This is a genomic window from Pseudomonas sp. RA_5y_Pfl1_P24, from assembly GCF_963970945.1.
Lineage (GTDB): Bacteria > Pseudomonadota > Gammaproteobacteria > Pseudomonadales > Pseudomonadaceae > Aquipseudomonas > Aquipseudomonas tritici.
This window is the reverse complement of the sequence record NZ_CAXAOJ010000003.1, coordinates 64,247-82,341: the sequence shown is the minus strand read 5'-3', so window position 1 is coordinate 82,341 and position 18,095 is coordinate 64,247. Positions and strand designations below refer to the sequence as shown.

Sequence of the window (18,095 nt, the reverse complement as noted above, 5' to 3'; positions counted from 1 at the left end):
AGCCTGATGATCAGCCCCCCACCCGAATCCCAGGACAGCCCGCACGCTGACGCGGTAGGTGGACGTGCGCATTTCCTGCAGGTGTTTTTGTCCCAGCGTTCGCAGATGGAGGCCTTGGTGAACCGCCGTGTGGGATGTCGCGCCACGGCGGCCGACCTGGTGCAGGACCTGTTCCTGCGCTTCTGGCGCCGGCCATTGGTGCAGGTCGAAGAACTCAGCACCTACCTGTTGCGCTGCGCCGGCAATATTGCCATCGACCACCTGCGCAGCGAAAGCGCGCGGGTGCGCAGCAGCGAAGGCTGGCTGCCCGAGCAGCAGGACAATCAGGGTTGCGAGCCGCAGGCCGCGCTGGAAGCCGGCAATGATTTGCGCCACGTCGAAGCCGCCTTGCGCAGCTTGCCCGAACGCACGCGGCAGATTTTCCTGCTCAACCGCATTCACGGCCGCAAATACGCGCAGATCGCCAAGGCCATGGGCCTGTCCCAAAGTGCCGTGGAAAAACATATGATGCGTGCCCTCGAAGCCTGCAAAGCCAGCCTTCGCGAACCATCGCCCCCACGCACGCCAGGGAAAGCACCGTGAACGTCACCCCCACGCCCGCGCAGGAGCAGGCCGCACTGGCTTGGCTGAGCCTGTTGCATGACCAACCCAGCAGCGGCGACCAGGCCACGTTCAGCCACTGGCTGCGCGCCGATCCCGCGCACGTCGAGGCCTATGCACAGGCTCAGGTGCTGTGGGAGTTGAGCGAAGTGCCGGCACGCAAACTGGCGGATGAAGAGGCCATGGCCTTGCAGGGTTATCTCAATGCGATGAACACCTCGAAGCGCTCACGGGTTGTGCGTTGGTCTGGCGCGTTGGCGATGGCCGCCTGTCTGGTGTTGATGGTGTCGATGGGCGCCGGTTGGCAGCCGTCGCGCTGGGTCGATGACTTCGGCGCCGACTACGTGACGGCGCCGGGGGAGGTCAGAACCTTCACGCTGGCCGACAAGTCCCAAATCACCCTCGATGCCGACAGTGCCATTGCCGTGGATTTCAGCCAGGGTGAGCGGCATATCCAGTTGCGTCGCGGTGCCGGGTTTTTCAGCGTAACTCACACCGGGCAATCCTTTGTGGTGGAGGCGGGCAGCGGTGAAGCGCGGGTGTTGGGTACGCAGTTTGAAGTGCGCCTGCAACCGGAGGGGGCTCAGGTAACCGTGTTGTCCGGGCGCGTTGGCGTCATACCGTCCAAGCAGGGCCAGCAGCAAATTCTTACGGCAGGCCAGCAAGTGATCTACGCCGACGGTGTCGCCGAGCCTCTGCATGCGGTCGACAGCGAATCACGCCTGGCTTGGCGTGACGGCTGGCTCAACTACTACAACGCGCCGCTGGCCGATGTGATCAATGACGTGGGGCGCTACTATCCGGGACGCATTCTGTTGCTCAACGAAGAGGCGGGCGCCAAACGGGTCAGCGGCAGCTTCCCGAGCAAAGACCCGCAGGCGGTGTTGAATGCGTTGCAGGCTGTGCTTGGCTTTGAGCAGCACACGGTATTGGGGCGGATGATCGTGGTGCACTGATTACTTCAGCGCAGCCATGATCTTCTCGGGGCTGTAATCGCGGATCAGCGTGCCATTTACATCCACGAACGGAATCCCACCGCCACCCAACGCCTCATACGCCTTGCGCGCCTGGGTGTTTTTCTCGATATCAAACGCCTGGTACGCAATGCCCTTCCGGTCCAGGAACCGGCGGATCTGCTTGCAGTAACCACACCACTCGGTGGAATAGAGCACCACGCGCGCCGAGGCGCGGGTCTGCTCTGGTACCACCTGCGATGGGTTGAACACCCGCTCGATCTTGCCCCAGTTCTGGATCGCCACCACGACCAGCAACACCAGCAGGACTTTCTTGAAAACCCCGCCGAGCATCAGTTACGGCGCTTGAGCTGGTCGGTCAGTTGGGTCGGCAAGCCCTTGATGATCAAGGTCCCGGCGGCTTCGTCGTACTCAATCTTGTCGCCCAGCAAGTGCGCTTCAAAGCTGATCGATAAGCCTTCGGCGCGGCCGGTGAAGCGACGGAACTGGTTGAGGGTGCGTTTGTCAGCCGGGATCTCTGGCGACAGGCCGTAGTCCTTGTTGCGGATATGGTCGTAGAACGCTTTTGGCCGATCTTCATCGATCAGCCCCGAGAGTTCCTCCAGGCCCATCGGCTCGCCGAGCTTGGCCTGGCTGCTGGCGTAATCCACCAGGGTCTTGGTTTTTTCGCGAGCGGATTCGTCCGGCAGGTCCTCGCTTTCGACGAAGTCGCTGAAGGCCTTGAGCAGCGTGCGGGTCTCGCCCGGGCCGTCGACGCCTTCCTGGCAGCCGATAAAGTCGCGGAAGTACTCCGAGACTTTCTTGCCGTTCTTGCCTTTGATAAAGGAAATGTATTGCTTGGACTGCTTGTTGTTCTGCCACTCGGAGACGTTGATGCGTGCCGCCAGGTGCAGTTGGCCAAGGTCCAGGTGACGAGAAGGGGTCACGTCCAGCTCATCATTCACCGCCACGCCTTCGCTGTGGTGCAGCAGGGCGATGGCCAGGTAGTCGGTCATGCCTTGTTGGTAGTGGGCAAACAGCACGTGACCACCGACGGAGAGGTTGGACTCTTCCATCAACTTCTGCAGGTGCTCGACGGCAGTGCGGCTGAACGTGGTGAAATCCTGGCCACCGTCGAAATATTCCTTCAACCAGCCGCTGAACGGGTGCGCGCCGGACTCGGCATGGAAGAAGCCCCAGGCCTTGCCTTGTTTGGCGTTATAGCTCTCGTTAAGGTCGGCAAGCATGTTCTCGATGGCAGCGGATTCGGACAACTCCGAGTCACGGGCGTGAAGAACTGCAGGTGTGCCGTCGGGTTTTTTGTCGATCAGGTGGACGATGCAATGACGGATCGGCATAGGCTTCTCGGCTGGTTGAAGGGGAGCGGTGCGCCCTCCCCAAAAAGTCGCCCAGTGTACCGCACCCATTGGGCAAGACGTGCTTCGAAGGCGGTTATGCGTGCCCTCCGACGGTTCATATACCTTTTTTTCACGGTTTAGAGCGATAAAGCTGACCAAATGGGTAGGTAGAGGCGGATATTTCCCCGTCTCTGTGCTAGTTTTGCCCCGTCTTACGCCAAGTCTCGGCGATAAGCGTGCATTCAGCATCTGTCAGGTCGAACCAATCCCCGTTTCAAGCATCTATAACCCCGATCTCAGTGGTTATAGCCGGGGGTGCCAGGCCGTGACGGTCGGGCTCGACGGCTGACACTGCACTCTGCAATCCATATGAATTTGATAGGGAAGGAACACCACAATGGCTATTACTAAAGACCAACTGATCGCTGACCTGGCTGAAGCAGTAGACGCACCGAAGACCACCGTGCGCGCTCTGCTGGACCAACTGAGCCAGATCGTTGCTGATCAGCTGGAAAACGGCGGCGAAATCACTCTGCCAGGCGTTGGCAAACTGAAAGTGACCGAGCGTCCTGCCCGTACTGGCCGTAACCCTTCGACTGGCGCTGCCATCGAAATCGCTGCCAAGAAAGTTATCAAGCTGGTTGTGGCCAAAGGCCTGACCGACGCTGTTAACAAGTAAGACGCAGCAAAAAAACCGTGCTCCGGAGCGATCCGGGCACGGTTTTTTGTTGCCTGCGATTCTACTGTGATGAAGGGCTAGTCGCGTACCCAGCGCTGGCGCCAGATCTGCTGTTCGTTCTTGGTCTGGAAGGTCCAGGCCACAAAGCGGCTTTGCTTCTGCCCCTGAGACATTTCCACCACTTGGCTTTCCAGCACGCCGGCTTTTTTCAGCGCAGTCTCGATGGCGGGCAAGTTCGACGCTTTTGACACCAGAGTGCTGAACCACAACACCTTGTGGGCAAAGTGCGCGCTCTCGGCGATCAACTGGGTCACGAAGCGTGCTTCACCGCCTTCACACCACAACTCGGCCGATTGGCCGCCGAAGTTCAGCACCGGCAACTTGCGTTTCGGGTCAGCCTTGCCCAAGGCTCGCCACTTGCGTTCGCTGCCCTTGGTGGCTTCGTCCATGGACGCGTGGAATGGCGGGTTGCACATGGTCAGGTCAAAGCGCTCACCCGGCTCCAGCAAGCCCAGCAGGATCTGCTTAGGGTTAGCCTGCAGGCGCAACTGGATGACCTTGCTCAGGTCATTGGACTGCACGATGGCCTTGGCCGCGGCCACGGCGGTAGGGTCGACCTCCGAGCCCAGGAAGTTCCAGCGGTACTCCATGTAGCCAATCAACGGGTAGACGCAATTGGCGCCCATGCCGATGTCCAGCACCTTGACGATTGAACCACGCGGGATCTTGCCGTCGTTGACGCTGGCCAGCAGGTCGGCGAGGAAGTGTACGTAGTCTGCACGTCCCGGCACCGGTGGGCACAGGTAATCCGCCGGGATGTCCCAGTGCTGGATGCCATAAAAAGCCTTCAGCAGTGCCCGGTTGAACACCCGCACCGCATTCGGGCTGGCGAAGTCGATGCTTTCCTTGCCGTAGGGGTTGAGGATCACGAACTGCGCCAGTTCCGGCGTGGTTTTGATCAGCGCAGGGAAGTCGTAACGGCCCGTGTGACGGTTGCGCGGGTGCAGGGTGGCCTCTTTGCGCGGCACGACGGGCTTGGCCGTGGCTGCGGTTTTAGGCTTCTTGCGCGGAGGTTTTGGCGTGCTGGGGGTGGTCATGATGATTCTGGTGTTGGCTCAAAGTGGTGGGCATTGTCACACATTCTTGAGGTGATCTCGGTCAAATGTGGGAGCTGGCTTGCCTGCGATGGCATCAACGCTCTCTTGCAGGTACACCGAGTTGCCTGCATCGCAGGCAAGCCAGCTCCCAAAAAAAGCAAAAAAAAAGAGACCCGAAGGTCTCTTTTTTCACGCGGTTCACACCTTACAGGCTGGAAATCCGCGCATGTTGCTCCGCCAGCTTACCCAAGGCCTGTTCAGCCTCGGCCAGCTTGGCGCGTTCTTTTTCGATCACTTCAGCCGGCGCCTTGTCGACGAACGCCGCGTTGGACAGCTTGCCGCCCACCCGCTGCACTTCGCCTTGCAGGCGCAGGATTTCTTTGTCGAGGCGGGCCAGTTCAGCGCCCTTGTCGATCAGGCCAGCCATCGGCACCAGCACTTCCATGTCGCCCACCAGAGCGGTGGCGGACAGCGGTGCTTCTTCGCCCGCAGCCAATACAGTGATCGACTCCAGCTTCGCCAGCTTCTTGAGCAGTGCATCGTTCTCAGTAAGACGACGCTGATCCTCAGCGCTGGCGTTCTTCACAAACACTGCCAGTGGCTTGCCCGGCCCGATGTTCATCTCGGCACGGATGTTACGTGTGCCCATCATCAACGTCTTGAGCCATTCGATATCGCTTTCGGCCGCCTCATCGATACGCGCTTCGTTGGCCACCGGCCAAGGCTGCAGCATGATGGTCTTGCCTTCGATACCGGCCAGCGGCGCGAGGCGCTGCCAGATTTCTTCGGTGATGAACGGCATGAACGGATGCGCCAGGCGCAACGCCACTTCCAGCACGCGCACCAGGGTGCGACGGGTGCCGCGCTGGCGTTCGACAGGTGCGTTTTCGTCCCACAGCACGGGCTTGGACAGTTCCAGGTACCAGTCGCAATACTGGTTCCAGATGAACTCGTACAAGGCCTGTGCGGCGAGGTCGAAACGGAACTGGTCGAGTTGGCGGGTCACTTCGGTTTCGGTGCGTTGCAGTTGCGAAATGATCCAGCGGTCAGCCAGGGACAATTCGACTTCTTCGCCGTTCTGGCCGCAGTCTCCGCCTTTGTCCAGCACGTAGCGCGCCGCGTTCCAGATCTTGTTGCAGAAGTTGCGATAGCCTTCGACGCGGCCCATGTCGAACTTGATGTCGCGACCGGTAGACGCTAGCGAGCAGAAGGTGAAGCGCAGGGCGTCGGTACCGTAGCTGGCGATGCCGTCGGCGAACTCGTCGCGGGTCTGCTTCTCGATCTTCTTCGCCAGTTTCGGCTGCATCAGGCCCGAGGTGCGTTTCTGCACCAGGGTTTCCAGGTCGATGCCGTCGATGATGTCCAGCGGGTCCAGGACGTTGCCCTTGGACTTGGACATCTTCTGGCCCTGGCCATCACGCACCAGGCCGTGCACGTACACGGTTTTGAACGGTACTTGCGGCGTGCCGTCTTCGTTTTTCACCAAATGCATGGTCAGCATGATCATCCGGGCAACCCAGAAGAAAATGATGTCGAAACCGGTAACCAGCACGTCGGTGGAGTGGAATTTCTTCAGGAATTCGGTCTGCTGCGGCCAGCCCAGGGTAGAGAACGTCCACAGGCCCGAGCTGAACCAGGTATCCAGTACGTCGTTGTCTTGTTGCAGCGCAACGTCCGGGCCGAGGTTGTGCTTGGCACGCACTTCGGCTTCGTCGCGGCCTACGTAGACCTTGCCTGATTCGTCGTACCAGGCCGGAATGCGATGGCCCCACCACAGTTGACGGCTGATGCACCAATCCTGGATGTCACGCATCCACGAGAAGTACATGTTTTCGTACTGTTTCGGCACGAACTGGATTCGGCCATCTTCCACTGCGGCAATCGCAGGCTCGGCCAGCGGCTTGGTGGACACGTACCACTGATCGGTCAGCCACGGTTCGATCACGGTGCCGGAACGGTCGCCCTTCGGCACTTTCAGGCCGTGGTCGTCAACGCTCACCAGCAAACCGACGGCGTCGAAGGCGGCAACGATCTGCTTGCGCGCTTCGAAGCGGTCGAGGCCGGCGTATTCGGCCGGGATCTTGCCGTCGATGCTCTCGTTCAGCGTGCCGTCCAGGTTGAACACCTGGCAGGCCGGCAGTACGGCGGCATTCTTGTCGAAGATGTTCAGCAGCGCCAGGTTGTGACGCTTGCCGACTTCGTAGTCGTTGAAGTCGTGGGCTGGGGTGATTTTCACGCAGCCGGTGCCGAATTCAGGGTCGCAGTAGTCGTCCGCGATGATCGGGATGCGACGGCCAACCAAAGGCAGCTCGACGAACTTGCCGATCAGCGCCTGGTAGCGTTCATCGTTCGGGTTAACCGCTACGGCGGCGTCGCCGAGCATGGTTTCCGGACGGGTGGTGGCGACGATCAGGTAGTCATTGCCTTCAGCGGTCTTGGCGCCGTCGGCCAGTGGGTACTTGAGGTTCCACAGAAAGCCTTTCTCGTCGTGGTTTTCCACTTCGAGGTCGGAAATCGCCGTGTGCAACTTGGTGTCCCAGTTGACCAGGCGCTTGCCCCGGTAGATCAGGCCGTCTTCATGCAGGCGCACGAAGGCTTCTTTCACGGATTCCGATAGGCCATCGTCCATGGTGAAGCGCTCGCGGCTCCAGTCGACGGACGAGCCCAGGCGGCGGATCTGACGGCTGATGTTGCCGCCGGACTGGTCTTTCCATTCCCAGATCTTTTCCAGGAATTTCTCGCGACCCAGGTCGTGACGGCTCTGGCCGGTCGCTTCGAGTTGGCGTTCCACCAGCATCTGCGTGGCGATACCGGCGTGGTCGGTGCCTGGCTGCCACAGGGTATTGCGGCCCTGCATGCGGCGGAAACGGATTAACGCATCCATGATCGCATTGTTGAAGCCATGGCCCATGTGCAGGCTGCCAGTGACGTTCGGTGGCGGAATCATGATGGTGTACGAGTCGCCCGCACCTTGTGGGGCGAAATAGTTCTCGGACTCCCAGGTGTTGTACCAGGAAGTTTCGATAGCGTGGGGCTGATAGGTCTTATCCATGCGCGGCGGGACCCTAGTTGGCATTAATTCAGGAAAGCCGGCAAGTATAACGGGGGGGAGCAGTTGCAAGCTACAAGCTATGAGCTACAAGCTTGGGGGCAACTGCTCTTGCAGCTTGTAGCTAATTGCTTGTAGCTGCGGCGATCAGCCGCTCCATCCGCGCATCCAACCGACGCTTGATCTCGGTCTCGATATGCGGGGCAAAGTCGTCGATCACGTCTTGCATGATCAATTGCGCAGCGGCGCGCAGTTCGTTATCCAAGTGCAGCAGCAGGGCGTCGGGCCCTTTTTCAGCGGGAGCGGGTTGTGCTACTGCAGTGACTGCTACCGGGGCTGCGGGCTTATTACCGACCATGTCGAATAACAGCGGAATCTGTACCTCGCCATCGACCGTCTCGGTCAGCAGCGGCGGCTGCAAGTCATCATCACCCAGCAACTGGCGGATCGACTCAAGGTCGTCCAGCAGGTGGTCGTCTTTTTTTACAGAATTGGGAGTGTCCATCGTGTGCTCAAAGTCGTTGTAACCGGTGATCTTGCAGAGGATAGCCCTGTTCGCGGTAGAAACGGAAACTCTCCCGCGCGGCCTGACGAATAGCCGGATCTTCCACCACCACTTCCGCCACACGGGCGAACGCCTTGGCAAAGGGCGGTACTTTCAGGTCCAGGTTGACCAGCAGGTCCTGATGAGCGCCGCAGTTGTCGCCTAAGCCCAGCACCACCAAGCCTTCAGGTTCAGACTCGGCGGGGCCGTGGGGCACGAAGCTTTCGCCCTTGAAGCGCCATAGGCGGGCATCAAGCTCGTCACGCTGCGCAGCATCGCTGCAATGCAGGTAAATACGGTGGCCCAAGCGCCAGGCTTTTTCGGTGAGTTTGCAGGCAAAGTCCAGGCGCGCGAGCGGGTCGGCGCTGGGCAATATATAGAAGTCGACTTGGGTCATTGCGGTTCCTGAGACCGGGACGGCGTGATGGCCGTCCCGGAATCGTCAGTTTCAGGCCTTGGCGCGATCCAACAGGTATTGGGTCAGCAGTGGCACCGGACGGCCAGTGGCGCCCTTGTCCTTGCCGCCGCTGGTCCAGGCCGTGCCGGCGATGTCCAGGTGGGCCCAGTTGAAGTTTTTGGCAAAGCGCGACAGGAAGCAGGCAGCAGTGATGGTGCCGGCTTTCGGGCCGCCGATGTTGGCGATGTCGGCGAACGGGCTGTCCAGCTGTTCCTGGTACTCATCGAACAGCGGCAGTTGCCAGGCGCGGTCGTCGGCAGCCTTGCCGGCGCTGAGCAGTTGCTCGATCAGCTCGTCGTTGTTGCCCAGCAGGCCCGAGGTGTGGGAGCCCAGCGCGACGATGCAGGCGCCGGTCAGGGTGGCGATATCGATCACGGCCTGTGGCTTGAAGCGCTCGGCGTAGGTCAGGGCATCGCACAGCACCAGGCGGCCTTCGGCGTCGGTGTTGAGGATTTCGACGGTCTGGCCGCTCAGGGTGGTTACGATATCGCCCGGGCGCGCTGCGCCGCCGCTTGGCATGTTCTCGGCGCAGGCCAGGATGCACACGAGGTTGATCGGCAGTTTGAGTTCCAGCACGGCACGCAGGGTACCGAACACGCTCGCGGCGCCGCCCATGTCGTACTTCATCTCGTCCATGCCCTGGCCCGGCTTGAGGCTGATGCCGCCGGTGTCGAAGGTGATGCCTTTGCCGACCAGGGCGTAAGGCTTCTCGGACTTCTTGCCGCCGTTGTATTGCATCACGATCAGGCGTGGCGGCTGGTCGCTGCCCTGGCCTACGGCATAGAACGAGCCCATGCCCAGTTCCTTGATCTTTTTCTCGTCCAGCACTTCAACTTTCAGGCCCTTGAACTCTTTGCCCAGTGCCTTGGCTTGTTCGCCCAGGAACGTCGGGTGGCAGATGTTCGGCGGCAGGTTACCCAGGTCGCGGGTGAACGACATGCCATTGGCGATTGCTGTCGCGTGGGTCACGGCGCGCTCGACTTCAGCCTGGGCCGCCTTGATGGTCAGCAGGGTGATTTTCTTCAGGGCACGCGGTTCGGCTTTCTGGCTCTTGAACTGGTCGAAGAAGTAACCGCCATCCACCAACGTTTCCGCCAGCAGGCGGGTCTTGCCGTAGCTGTCGCGGCCTTTTACGACGATTTCATCGAGTGCCAGCGCTGCATCGCTGCCGCCCAGGCCCTTGAGGGTGGTGAGGATGGCGCTGATGATCTTGCGGAACGGGCGGTCGCCGAGTTCGGCGTCCTTGCCCACGCCCACCAGCAATACACGCTCGGCTTTAAGGTTGGGCAGGCTCTGCAGCAGCAGGCTCTGGCCGACTTTGCCGGCCAGGTCGCCGCGCTTGAGCACTGCGCTGATAGCGCCGCCGCTGAGTTCGTCGAGTTGCTTGGCGGCAACGCCGAGTTTGCGGCCTTCGCCAATGGCGACCACGAGGGTGGCGGTTTTCAACGTTTCGGGGCTAACGCTTTTTACAACCAATTCCATTTTCGGGTCCCTTATAAGGTCTATTAGCCAGGAGTCTGTACTCCGGTTTTAATACCCGGCAGCTGTGTAAACCGCCGGCGACAAAGGCCGCAGTTTGAACCTCGCCGGCGGAGCCTGACAACCCTTGCCACCAGCTTTGTGCACGTGCATGAGGTTGCGCAGTGACAGGCGCGGTCAATCACAGGATAATGCGCCATCTTTTTAGCCGGCCCTGTGTAAAGGGGCTGACTCGGTATGCTTGCTTGTTTGGCCGCCTTAGCCTGACAACCCTGGAGTGTCTGGTTTGATCGTCTTCCGTTATCTGTCCCGCGAAGTCCTGTTGACCCTGAGTGCCGTGAGTGCGGTATTGCTGGTCATCATCATGAGTGGTCGTTTCGTCAAATACCTGGCCCAAGCCGCTTCGGGCGCCCTGGACCCAGGCTCGCTGTTCCTGATTATGGGCTTTCGCCTGCCGGGCTTCCTGCAACTGATCCTGCCGTTGGGCCTGTTCCTGGGGATCCTGCTGGCATACGGCCGCCTATACCTCGAAAGCGAAATGACCGTGCTCTCGGCCACAGGCATGAGCCAGCAGCGCCTGCTGGGCATGACCATGATCCCAGCCGCCGGCGTCGCGCTGATCGTCGCCTGGCTGAGCCTGAGCCTGGCTCCCCAGGGCGCCATGCAGTTCCAGTTGGTGCTGAACAAACAAGACGCGATGACCGAGTTCGATACCCTCGAGCCAGGCCGTTTTCAGGCGCTCAATGACGGCTCTCGGGTGACCTACACCGAAACCCTGACCGACGATCGCGCTAATCTGGGCGGGGTGTTCATCTCCGAGAAACGCCTGGGCCAGGACAAGAAGGACCGTGGTATTTCCATATTGGTAGCCGATTCGGGGCGTCAGGAAGTGCGCCCGGACGGCAGCCGCTACCTGATCCTGGAAAACGGCTATCGCTACGACGGCAGCCCCGGCATGGCCGATTACCGTGCAATCCAGTACGACACCTATGGCGTGATGCTGGCGCGTCCGGATATCAGCGACGAAGTTACCGACCGTGACGCCATCCCGACCTCCGAGCTGTTCGGCAGCAAGGAACTGCGTTCCATCGCCGAACTGCAATGGCGCATCTCCCTGCCGTTGCTAGTGTTCATCGTGACCTTGATGGCCGTGCCGCTGTCGCGCGTCAACCCGCGCCAGGGGCGTTTTCTCAAGCTGCTGCCGGCGATCCTGCTGTATATGGCGTACCTGACCATCCTGATTTCCGCCCGCGGTTCCCTGGAAAAGGGCAAGCTGTCCCCGACCCTGGGCCTTTGGTGGGTGCACGGGATCTTCCTTGTGATTGGCCTGGGCCTGCTCTACTGGGAACCCATACGTTTGAAAATGATGAGCCGTCGTGGCCAGAAGGAGTTGGCTCGTGGCTAAGCTCGATCGCTACATCGGTAGCAGTGTACTGATCGCCATCCTGGCGGTATTGGGCATCATCCTGGGCCTGGCGTCGTTGTTCGCCTTCATCGATGAAGTGGGTAACGTCAGCGACACCTATACCGTGTGGGATGTGCTCAGCTTTGTCGCGCTGACCGCGCCGCGTCGTCTCTACGAGATGATGCCGATGGCCGCGCTGATTGGCTGTCTGATCGGCCTGGGTACCCTGGCCAGCAACAGCGAACTGACCATCATGCGCGCGGCCGGGGTTTCCATCGGTCGTATCGTCTGGGCGGTGATGAAGCCCATGTTGCTGCTGATGCTGTGCAGCGTGCTGATCGGTGAATACGTCGCGCCGCCGACTGAATCCACGGCCCAGGCTAATCGTGCCTTGGCTCAGGGGTCGGGCGATGCGCAAAGCTCCAAGCGCGGTCTGTGGCACCGCCAGGGTGATCAATTTATCCACATCAATGCCGTTCAACCGGGCGGCCTGTTGATTGGCGTGACCCGCTACAACTTTGACAAACAACGCCATCTGCTGTCGTCAAGCTTCGCCAAACGTGCGCAGTACAGTAATGAAAAGTGGCAATTGAGCGATGTCACCACCACGTATTTCCGCGATATCGGCCAAGGTGCCAAGGCCAGCACCGAAGTGATCAACGTGCCAAGCGCAGAATGGGACATCGCCCTCAAGCCGCAATTGCTCAATACCGTGGTGATGATCCCGGAAAGCCTGCCGATCTCCGGGCTTTGGAGTTACATCCACTATCTGAAGGACCAGGGCCTGAACAACGGTCGTTACTGGCTGGCATTTTGGGTCAAGGTGTTGCAACCGGTGGTGACGGCTGCGCTGGTGCTGATGGCAATCTCGTTCATCTTTGGTCCGCTACGCTCCGTAACCCTGGGCCAGCGTGTGTTTACCGGCGTGCTAGTGGGTTTCACATTCCGTATCGCCCAGGACCTGCTAGGCCCGTCGAGCCTGGTGTTCGGCTTCTCGCCGCTGTTTGCGGTGCTGGTGCCCACGGCCATCTGCGCCTTGGCTGGCTTCTGGCTACTGCGTCGAGCCGGTTGATACCACGCTTATGAACAAAAAATGCCCCGGTCCAGAGTTCGGGGCATTTTTGTTCTGGTCAGCAAAGATGACGCCTGGCCTGAGCATCAGGTACAATTCCCGGCTATTTTTCAGCGGGCAATCTGCCTGCAGCCTTTTTGAGTGTTGATCCGTGAGTGATTTGAGTCATATCCGCAATTTCTCCATCATCGCCCACATTGACCATGGTAAGTCGACGCTGGCCGATCGATTCATCCAGATGTGCGGCGGCCTTGCCGAGCGTGAAATGGAAGCCCAGGTGCTGGATTCCATGGACCTCGAACGCGAGCGCGGGATCACCATCAAGGCCCACAGTGTCACCCTGTACTACACCGCCAAAGACGGTATCAAGTACCAGCTGAACTTCATTGACACCCCGGGCCACGTCGACTTCACCTATGAAGTCAGCCGTTCCCTGGCGGCCTGCGAAGGCGCATTGCTGGTGGTGGACGCGGGTCAGGGCGTTGAAGCCCAGTCCGTAGCCAACTGCTACACCGCCATCGAGCAAGGCCTGGAAGTGATGCCGGTGCTGAACAAGATCGACTTGCCGCAAGCCGATCCTGGCCGCGTCAAAGAAGAAATCGAAAAAATCATTGGCATTGATGCCACCGACGCCGTCGAGTGCAGCGCCAAGACCGGCCTGGGCGTCGACGAAGTGCTTGAGCGCCTGGTCAATACCATTCCTGCGCCAACCGGCAACTACGAAGATCCGCTGCAAGCGTTGATCATCGACTCCTGGTTCGACAACTACCTGGGCGTTGTCTCCCTGGTGCGCGTGCGCCACGGCCGTGTGAAGAAAGGCGACAAGATCCTGGTCAAATCCACCGGCAAGATCCACCTGGTGGACAGCGTCGGTGTGTTCAACCCGAAACACACTGCCACCGTCGACCTGAAAGCCGGTGAAGTGGGCTTCATCATCGCCGGTATCAAGGACATCCACGGTGCGCCGGTCGGTGACACCCTGACCTTGAGCTCCACCCCTGACGTCGATGTGCTGCCGGGTTTCAAACGCATCCAGCCGCAGGTCTACGCCGGCCTGTTCCCGGTCAGCTCCGACGACTTCGAAGACTTCCGCGAAGCCCTGCAAAAGCTGACCCTCAACGACTCGTCGTTGCAGTACACCCCGGAAAGCTCCGACGCCCTGGGCTTCGGCTTCCGCTGCGGCTTCCTCGGCATGCTGCACATGGAGATCATCCAGGAGCGCCTTGAGCGCGAATACGACCTGGACCTGATCACCACCGCGCCGACGGTTATTTTTGAGCTGGCGTTGAAAACCGGTGAAACGATTTACGTCGATAACCCGTCGAAGCTTCCAGACCTGTCTTCCATCGAAGACATGCGCGAACCAATCGTGCGCGCCAATATTCTTGTGCCACAGGAACACCTGGGCAACGTCATTACCCTGTGTATCGAAAAGCGTGGCGTACAGCACGACATGCTGTTCCTCGGTACCCAGGTGCAAGTGACCTATGATTTGCCGATGAACGAAGTGGTGCTGGACTTCTTCGACCGTCTCAAATCCACCAGCCGCGGCTATGCTTCGCTGGATTACCATTTCGACCGTTACCAGTCGGCTAATCTGGTGAAGCTGGATGTGTTGATCAACGGCGACAAGGTCGATGCCCTGGCACTGATCGTGCACAAGGACAATGCGCACTATAAAGGTCGCCAGTTGACCGAGAAGATGAAAGAACTGATTCCGCGCCAGATGTTCGACGTCGCGATCCAGGCCGCCATCGGCGGGCAGATCATTGCACGGACCTCCGTCAAGGCACTCAGAAAGAACGTACTGGCCAAATGCTACGGCGGTGACGTAAGCCGTAAGCGCAAGCTGCTTGAGAAGCAAAAGGCCGGTAAAAAACGCATGAAGCAAGTGGGCAACGTGGAAATTCCACAAGAAGCCTTCCTTGCGGTGCTCAGGTTGGATAGTTAGGTCCTATGTCACTAAATTTCCCGCTGTTGCTGGTCATCGCCGTTGCCGTTTGTGGCTTCCTGGCGTTGCTTGATCTGGTGTTCTTCGCCCCGCGTCGGCGGGCGGCTATCGCTTCGTATCAGGGCAGCGTCAGCCAGCCCGATGCCGTGGTGGTCGAGAAGCTGAACAAAGAGCCTTTGCTGGTTGAATACGGCAAGTCGTTCTTCCCGGTGTTGTTCATCGTGCTGGTGCTGCGTTCGTTCCTGGTGGAGCCGTTTCAGATCCCTTCGGGGTCGATGAAACCTACCCTGGACGTGGGCGACTTCATTCTGGTGAACAAGTTTTCCTACGGGATTCGCCTGCCGGTGATCGACAAGAAGGTCATCGAAATTGGTGACCCGCAGCGCGGCGATGTGATGGTGTTCCGCTACCCGAGCGACCCGAGCGTGAACTACATCAAGCGCGTGATCGGCCTGCCGGGCGATGTGATTCGCTACACGGGCGACAAGCGTCTGTTGATCAACGGTGAGTCGGTGGCCGAGAAGCTGCTCGGCTCTGAGCCAAGTTCCCTGGGCAGCGCCGAGCTGTACCAGGAAAAACTCGGCGCGGTAGAGCATGAGATCCGCAAGGAAATGTCGCGCTACCGCCAGCCTGGCGGTGAGTGGAAAGTGCCTGCCGGGCACTACTTCATGATGGGCGACAACCGTGACAACTCCAATGACAGCCGCTATTGGAATGATCCCAACATTCCCAAGGACCTGCTGGGCATGGTTCCCGACCAGAATATCGTCGGTAAGGCCTTTGCGGTCTGGATGAGCTGGCCGGAACCCAAACTCAGCCACCTGCCGAATTTCTCGCGGGTCGGGCTGATCAAGTAATACAGGCGGCGCTGTGAACACAGCGCCGAATGCTTTTCTGGGGCTGGGACAATTATTTGCCCGGCCCCATGCAGCACCAACCAGGATTTGAATTTGAACACTGCGTCAATCGTCGATGGCCGCCGGTGCCACCAAACAGATATGGGTAAACCGTGAGCGTTTCTTTAAGTCGTCTCGAGCGCCAGCTCGGCTACACCTTCAAGGACCAGGAATTGATGGTCCTTGCCCTCACACACCGCAGCTTTGCTGGGCGCAACAACGAGCGCCTGGAATTCCTCGGTGATGCCATCCTTAACTTTGCCGCCGGTGAGGCGCTTTTCGAACGTTTCCCTCAAGCGCGCGAAGGCCAGCTGTCGCGCTTGCGTGCACGCCTTGTGAAAGGCGAGACCCTGGCCGTGCTGGCCCGTGGTTTCGGCCTGGGTGAATACCTGCGACTGGGCTCCGGTGAATTGAAAAGCGGTGGCTTCCGTCGCGAGTCGATCCTGGCGGATGCCCTGGAAGCGTTGATCGGTGCGATCTACCTCGATGCAGGTATGGAGACGGCCAAGGAGCGCGTGGTCGCCTGGCTGGCCTCGGAAATCGAAAGCCTGACGCTGGTCGACACCAACAAAGATCCCAAGACCCGCCTGCAGGAATACCTGCAGTCCCGTGGTTGCGAACTGCCACGTTACGAAGTGGTGGATATCCAGGGTGAGCCGCATTGCCGCGTGTTCTTCGTGGAATGTGAAATCACCTTACTGAATGAAAAAAGCCGAGGTCAGGGTGTGAGCCGTCGTATTGCCGAACAGGTAGCGGCCGCTGCAGCACTGATTGCCCTGGGCGTGGAGAATGGCCATGACTGATTCAACCGCAACACGCTGTGGCTATGTTGCCATCGTTGGCCGCCCCAACGTGGGCAAGTCCACGCTGCTCAACCACATCCTCGGCCAGAAGCTCGCGATCACCTCGCGCAAGCCGCAGACGACTCGCCACAACATGCTGGGCATCAAGACCGAAGGCAGCGTGCAAGCGGTCTACGTCGACACCCCGGGCATGCACAAAGGCGGCGAGAAAGCGCTTAACCGCTACATGAACAAAACCGCTTCGGCGGCGTTGAAAGACGTCGACGTTGTGATCTTTGTGGTCGACCGCACCAAGTGGACTGATGAAGACCAAATGGTCCTCGAGCGTGTGCAATACGTGACCGGCCCGTTGATCGTCGCGCTGAACAAGACCGACCGTATCGAAGACAAAGCCGAACTGATGCCGCACCTGAGCTGGCTGCAGAAACAACTGCCAAACGCCCAGATCATGCCGATCTCGGCCCAGCACGGGCATAACCTCGAAGCCCTGGAACGCGTGATAGCAGGCTACCTGCCGGAGAACGAGCACTTCTTCCCGGAAGACCAGATCACCGACCGCAGCAGCCGTTTCCTCGCCGCCGAACTGGTCCGCGAGAAAATCATGCGCCAGATGGGGGCCGAGCTGCCGTACCAGATCACCGTCGAAATCGAAGAGTTCAAGCAGCAGGGCAAGACCTTGCACATCCATGCGCTGATCTTGGTCGAGCGTGACGGCCAGAAGAAAATCATCATTGGCGACAAGGGCGAGCGCATCAAGCGCATCGGCACCGAAGCGCGCAAGGACATGGAATTGCTGTTTGATTCCAAGATCATGCTCAACCTGTGGGTGAAGGTTAAGGGTGGCTGGTCTGATGATGAGCGTGCGTTGCGTTCGTTGGGCTACGGCGACCTGTAAACACCGCATACCTTTGTGGGAGCGGGTTTGTGTGGGAGCTGGCTTGCCTGCGATAGCATCACCTCGGTGCAATTGAAAAACCGAGGTGCCTGCATCGCAGGCAAGCCAGCTCCCACATTGGTTTGTCGCTGTTCTTAAGTTCTGCGAAGAGACTTCCATGTCCCAATCCCCGCCCCCCAGCCAACTCGCCTACGTCCTGCACAGCCGCGCCTACCGTGAGACCAGCGCCCTGGTAGACTTTCTCACGCCTCACGGTCGCCTGCGCGCGGTATTGCGCAGCGCGCGAGGCAAGGCGGGCACGCTGGCAAGGCCATTCGTGGCGCTGGACGTGGAATTTCGCGGCAAGGGCGAGTTGAAAAACGTTGGGCGGCTCGAGAGCGTCGGTACGTCGGCCTGGCTCAACGGTGATGCGTTGTTCAGCGGCCTCTACCTCAACGAACTGCTGATCCGCCTACTGCCCGCCGAAGACCCACACCCTGGCGTCTTCGATCACTACGCCGCCACCTTGCTCGCCCTCGCCGAAGGCCGCCCGCTGGAGCCGTTGCTGCGCGCCTTTGAATGGCGCCTGCTTGACGACCTGGGCTACGGCTTCGAACTCGCCAACGATCTGCACGGTGACCCCATCGCCGCCGACGGTATGTATCGTCTGCAAGTCGATGCCGGCCTTGAGCGCGTGTACCTGCTGCAACCTGGCCTGTTTCAGGGTACCGAGTTGCTGGCGATGAGCGAAGCTGATTGGAGCGCTCCGGGTGCGTTGTCCGCCGCCAAGCGCCTCATGCGCCAAGCGCTGGCCGTGCACCTGGGCGGGCGGCCGCTGGTCAGTCGCGAGTTGTTTCGAAAGCCCTGACAACCCCGTG

17 protein-coding genes are annotated in these 18,095 nt (G+C 59.9%); 10 read left to right on the top strand and 7 right to left on the bottom strand.

Annotated elements, in window-relative coordinates; all coding sequences use genetic code 11:
* The first annotated feature begins 3 nt into the window (after positions 1–3).
* Together AACY30_RS05020 and AACY30_RS05015 are read left to right on the top strand one after the other, a co-directional pair.
* Positions 4–582, top strand: a complete 579-nt coding sequence (locus tag AACY30_RS05020) for an RNA polymerase sigma factor (protein ID WP_445261417.1) — start codon at positions 4–6, stop codon at positions 580–582.
* Positions 579–1,556 (top strand): FecR family protein, encoded by a 978-nt coding sequence (locus tag AACY30_RS05015; RefSeq protein ID WP_339539943.1) that lies wholly within the window; start codon positions 579–581, stop codon positions 1,554–1,556. Before AACY30_RS05020 ends, AACY30_RS05015 begins: the two co-directional genes overlap by 4 nt.
* Here AACY30_RS05015 and AACY30_RS05010 read toward each other — a convergent pair whose 3' ends face one another.
* Both AACY30_RS05010 and yejK read right to left on the bottom strand, forming a co-directional pair.
* The gene (locus AACY30_RS05010) at positions 1,557–1,907 is read right to left on the bottom strand and encodes a glutaredoxin family protein (RefSeq protein ID WP_339468615.1); all 351 of its coding nucleotides are present in this window, start codon (positions 1,905–1,907) and stop codon (positions 1,557–1,559) included.
* On the bottom strand, positions 1,907–2,911 hold the full coding sequence (gene yejK / locus AACY30_RS05005; protein WP_049709838.1) for a nucleoid-associated protein YejK: 1,005 nt from the start codon (positions 2,909–2,911) through the stop codon (positions 1,907–1,909). The genes AACY30_RS05010 and yejK overlap by 1 nt, the downstream gene beginning before the upstream one ends.
* 397 nt (positions 2,912–3,308) lie before the next feature.
* On the opposite strand from yejK, the gene AACY30_RS05000 reads away from it, so the two are divergent.
* Positions 3,309–3,590, top strand: coding sequence for an HU family DNA-binding protein (locus tag AACY30_RS05000; protein WP_003212743.1), 282 nt, complete (start codon positions 3,309–3,311; stop codon positions 3,588–3,590).
* 77 nt (positions 3,591–3,667) lie between these two features.
* On the opposite strand, the gene rlmF is transcribed toward AACY30_RS05000, so the two are convergent.
* From rlmF to AACY30_RS04975, 5 genes are all read right to left on the bottom strand, one after another.
* A complete protein-coding gene (gene rlmF, locus AACY30_RS04995) occupies positions 3,668–4,687 on the bottom strand; it encodes a 23S rRNA (adenine(1618)-N(6))-methyltransferase RlmF (RefSeq protein ID WP_339539942.1) in 1,020 nt (339 codons plus the stop codon).
* Between the two features lie 205 nt (positions 4,688–4,892).
* Entirely contained in the window at positions 4,893–7,739 is a 2,847-nt protein-coding gene (locus AACY30_RS04990) for a valine--tRNA ligase (RefSeq protein WP_339539941.1), read from the bottom strand.
* Positions 7,740–7,860: 121 nt separating this feature from the next.
* Positions 7,861–8,241, bottom strand: coding sequence for a DNA polymerase III subunit chi (locus AACY30_RS04985; RefSeq protein WP_339539940.1), 381 nt, complete (start codon positions 8,239–8,241; stop codon positions 7,861–7,863).
* 7 nt (positions 8,242–8,248) lie between these two features.
* Complete coding sequence (locus tag AACY30_RS04980; protein WP_339417743.1) at positions 8,249–8,677, bottom strand: DNA polymerase III subunit chi; 429 nt, start codon at positions 8,675–8,677, stop codon at positions 8,249–8,251.
* Between the two features lie 51 nt (positions 8,678–8,728).
* Complete coding sequence (locus tag AACY30_RS04975; protein ID WP_339539939.1) at positions 8,729–10,219, bottom strand: leucyl aminopeptidase; 1,491 nt, start codon at positions 10,217–10,219, stop codon at positions 8,729–8,731.
* Between the two features lie 283 nt (positions 10,220–10,502).
* Between AACY30_RS04975 and lptF the strand changes: the two genes are divergently transcribed.
* The 7 genes from lptF (at position 10,503) to recO (ending at position 18,085) form a co-directional block, all read left to right on the top strand.
* Complete coding sequence (gene lptF / locus AACY30_RS04970) at positions 10,503–11,621, top strand: LPS export ABC transporter permease LptF (protein ID WP_339468621.1); 1,119 nt, start codon at positions 10,503–10,505, stop codon at positions 11,619–11,621.
* Entirely contained in the window at positions 11,614–12,693 is a 1,080-nt protein-coding gene (gene lptG, locus AACY30_RS04965; protein WP_339539938.1) for an LPS export ABC transporter permease LptG, read from the top strand. The genes lptF and lptG overlap by 8 nt, the downstream gene beginning before the upstream one ends.
* A 151-nt stretch (positions 12,694–12,844) precedes the next feature.
* A complete protein-coding gene (gene lepA, locus AACY30_RS04960; protein WP_339539937.1) occupies positions 12,845–14,644 on the top strand; it encodes a translation elongation factor 4 in 1,800 nt (599 codons plus the stop codon).
* A 5-nt stretch (positions 14,645–14,649) separates the two neighbouring features.
* On the top strand, positions 14,650–15,501 hold the full coding sequence (gene lepB, locus AACY30_RS04955) for a signal peptidase I (RefSeq protein ID WP_339468623.1): 852 nt from the start codon (positions 14,650–14,652) through the stop codon (positions 15,499–15,501).
* 152 nt (positions 15,502–15,653) lie between these two features.
* On the top strand, positions 15,654–16,343 hold the full coding sequence (gene rnc, locus AACY30_RS04950) for a ribonuclease III (RefSeq protein WP_017136295.1): 690 nt from the start codon (positions 15,654–15,656) through the stop codon (positions 16,341–16,343).
* The gene (gene era, locus AACY30_RS04945) at positions 16,336–17,238 is read left to right on the top strand and encodes a GTPase Era (RefSeq protein ID WP_339539936.1); all 903 of its coding nucleotides are present in this window, start codon (positions 16,336–16,338) and stop codon (positions 17,236–17,238) included. Before rnc ends, era begins: the two co-directional genes overlap by 8 nt.
* A gap of 157 nt (positions 17,239–17,395) precedes the next feature.
* The gene (recO, locus tag AACY30_RS04940; protein ID WP_339417755.1) at positions 17,396–18,085 is read left to right on the top strand and encodes a DNA repair protein RecO; all 690 of its coding nucleotides are present in this window, start codon (positions 17,396–17,398) and stop codon (positions 18,083–18,085) included.
* The last annotated feature ends 10 nt before the right edge of the window (positions 18,086–18,095 follow it).

Coding starts and splice junctions, on each gene's coding strand:
- yejK (WP_049709838.1), bottom strand. CDS start 2,911: ATGCCGATCCGTCATTGCATCGTCCACCTGATCGACAAAAAACCCGAC.
- AACY30_RS04975 (WP_339539939.1), bottom strand. CDS start 10,219: ATGGAATTGGTTGTAAAAAGCGTTAGCCCCGAAACGTTGAAAACCGCC.
- recO (WP_339417755.1), top strand. CDS start 17,396: ATGTCCCAATCCCCGCCCCCCAGCCAACTCGCCTACGTCCTGCACAGC.
- AACY30_RS04980 (WP_339417743.1), bottom strand. CDS start 8,677: ATGACCCAAGTCGACTTCTATATATTGCCCAGCGCCGACCCGCTCGCG.
- era (WP_339539936.1), top strand. CDS start 16,336: ATGACTGATTCAACCGCAACACGCTGTGGCTATGTTGCCATCGTTGGC.
- rlmF (WP_339539942.1), bottom strand. CDS start 4,687: ATGACCACCCCCAGCACGCCAAAACCTCCGCGCAAGAAGCCTAAAACC.
- AACY30_RS04985 (WP_339539940.1), bottom strand. CDS start 8,241: ATGGACACTCCCAATTCTGTAAAAAAAGACGACCACCTGCTGGACGAC.
- AACY30_RS04990 (WP_339539941.1), bottom strand. CDS start 7,739: ATGGATAAGACCTATCAGCCCCACGCTATCGAAACTTCCTGGTACAAC.
- lepB (WP_339468623.1), top strand. CDS start 14,650: ATGTCACTAAATTTCCCGCTGTTGCTGGTCATCGCCGTTGCCGTTTGT.
- AACY30_RS05010 (WP_339468615.1), bottom strand. CDS start 1,907: ATGCTCGGCGGGGTTTTCAAGAAAGTCCTGCTGGTGTTGCTGGTCGTG.
- AACY30_RS05000 (WP_003212743.1), top strand. CDS start 3,309: ATGGCTATTACTAAAGACCAACTGATCGCTGACCTGGCTGAAGCAGTA.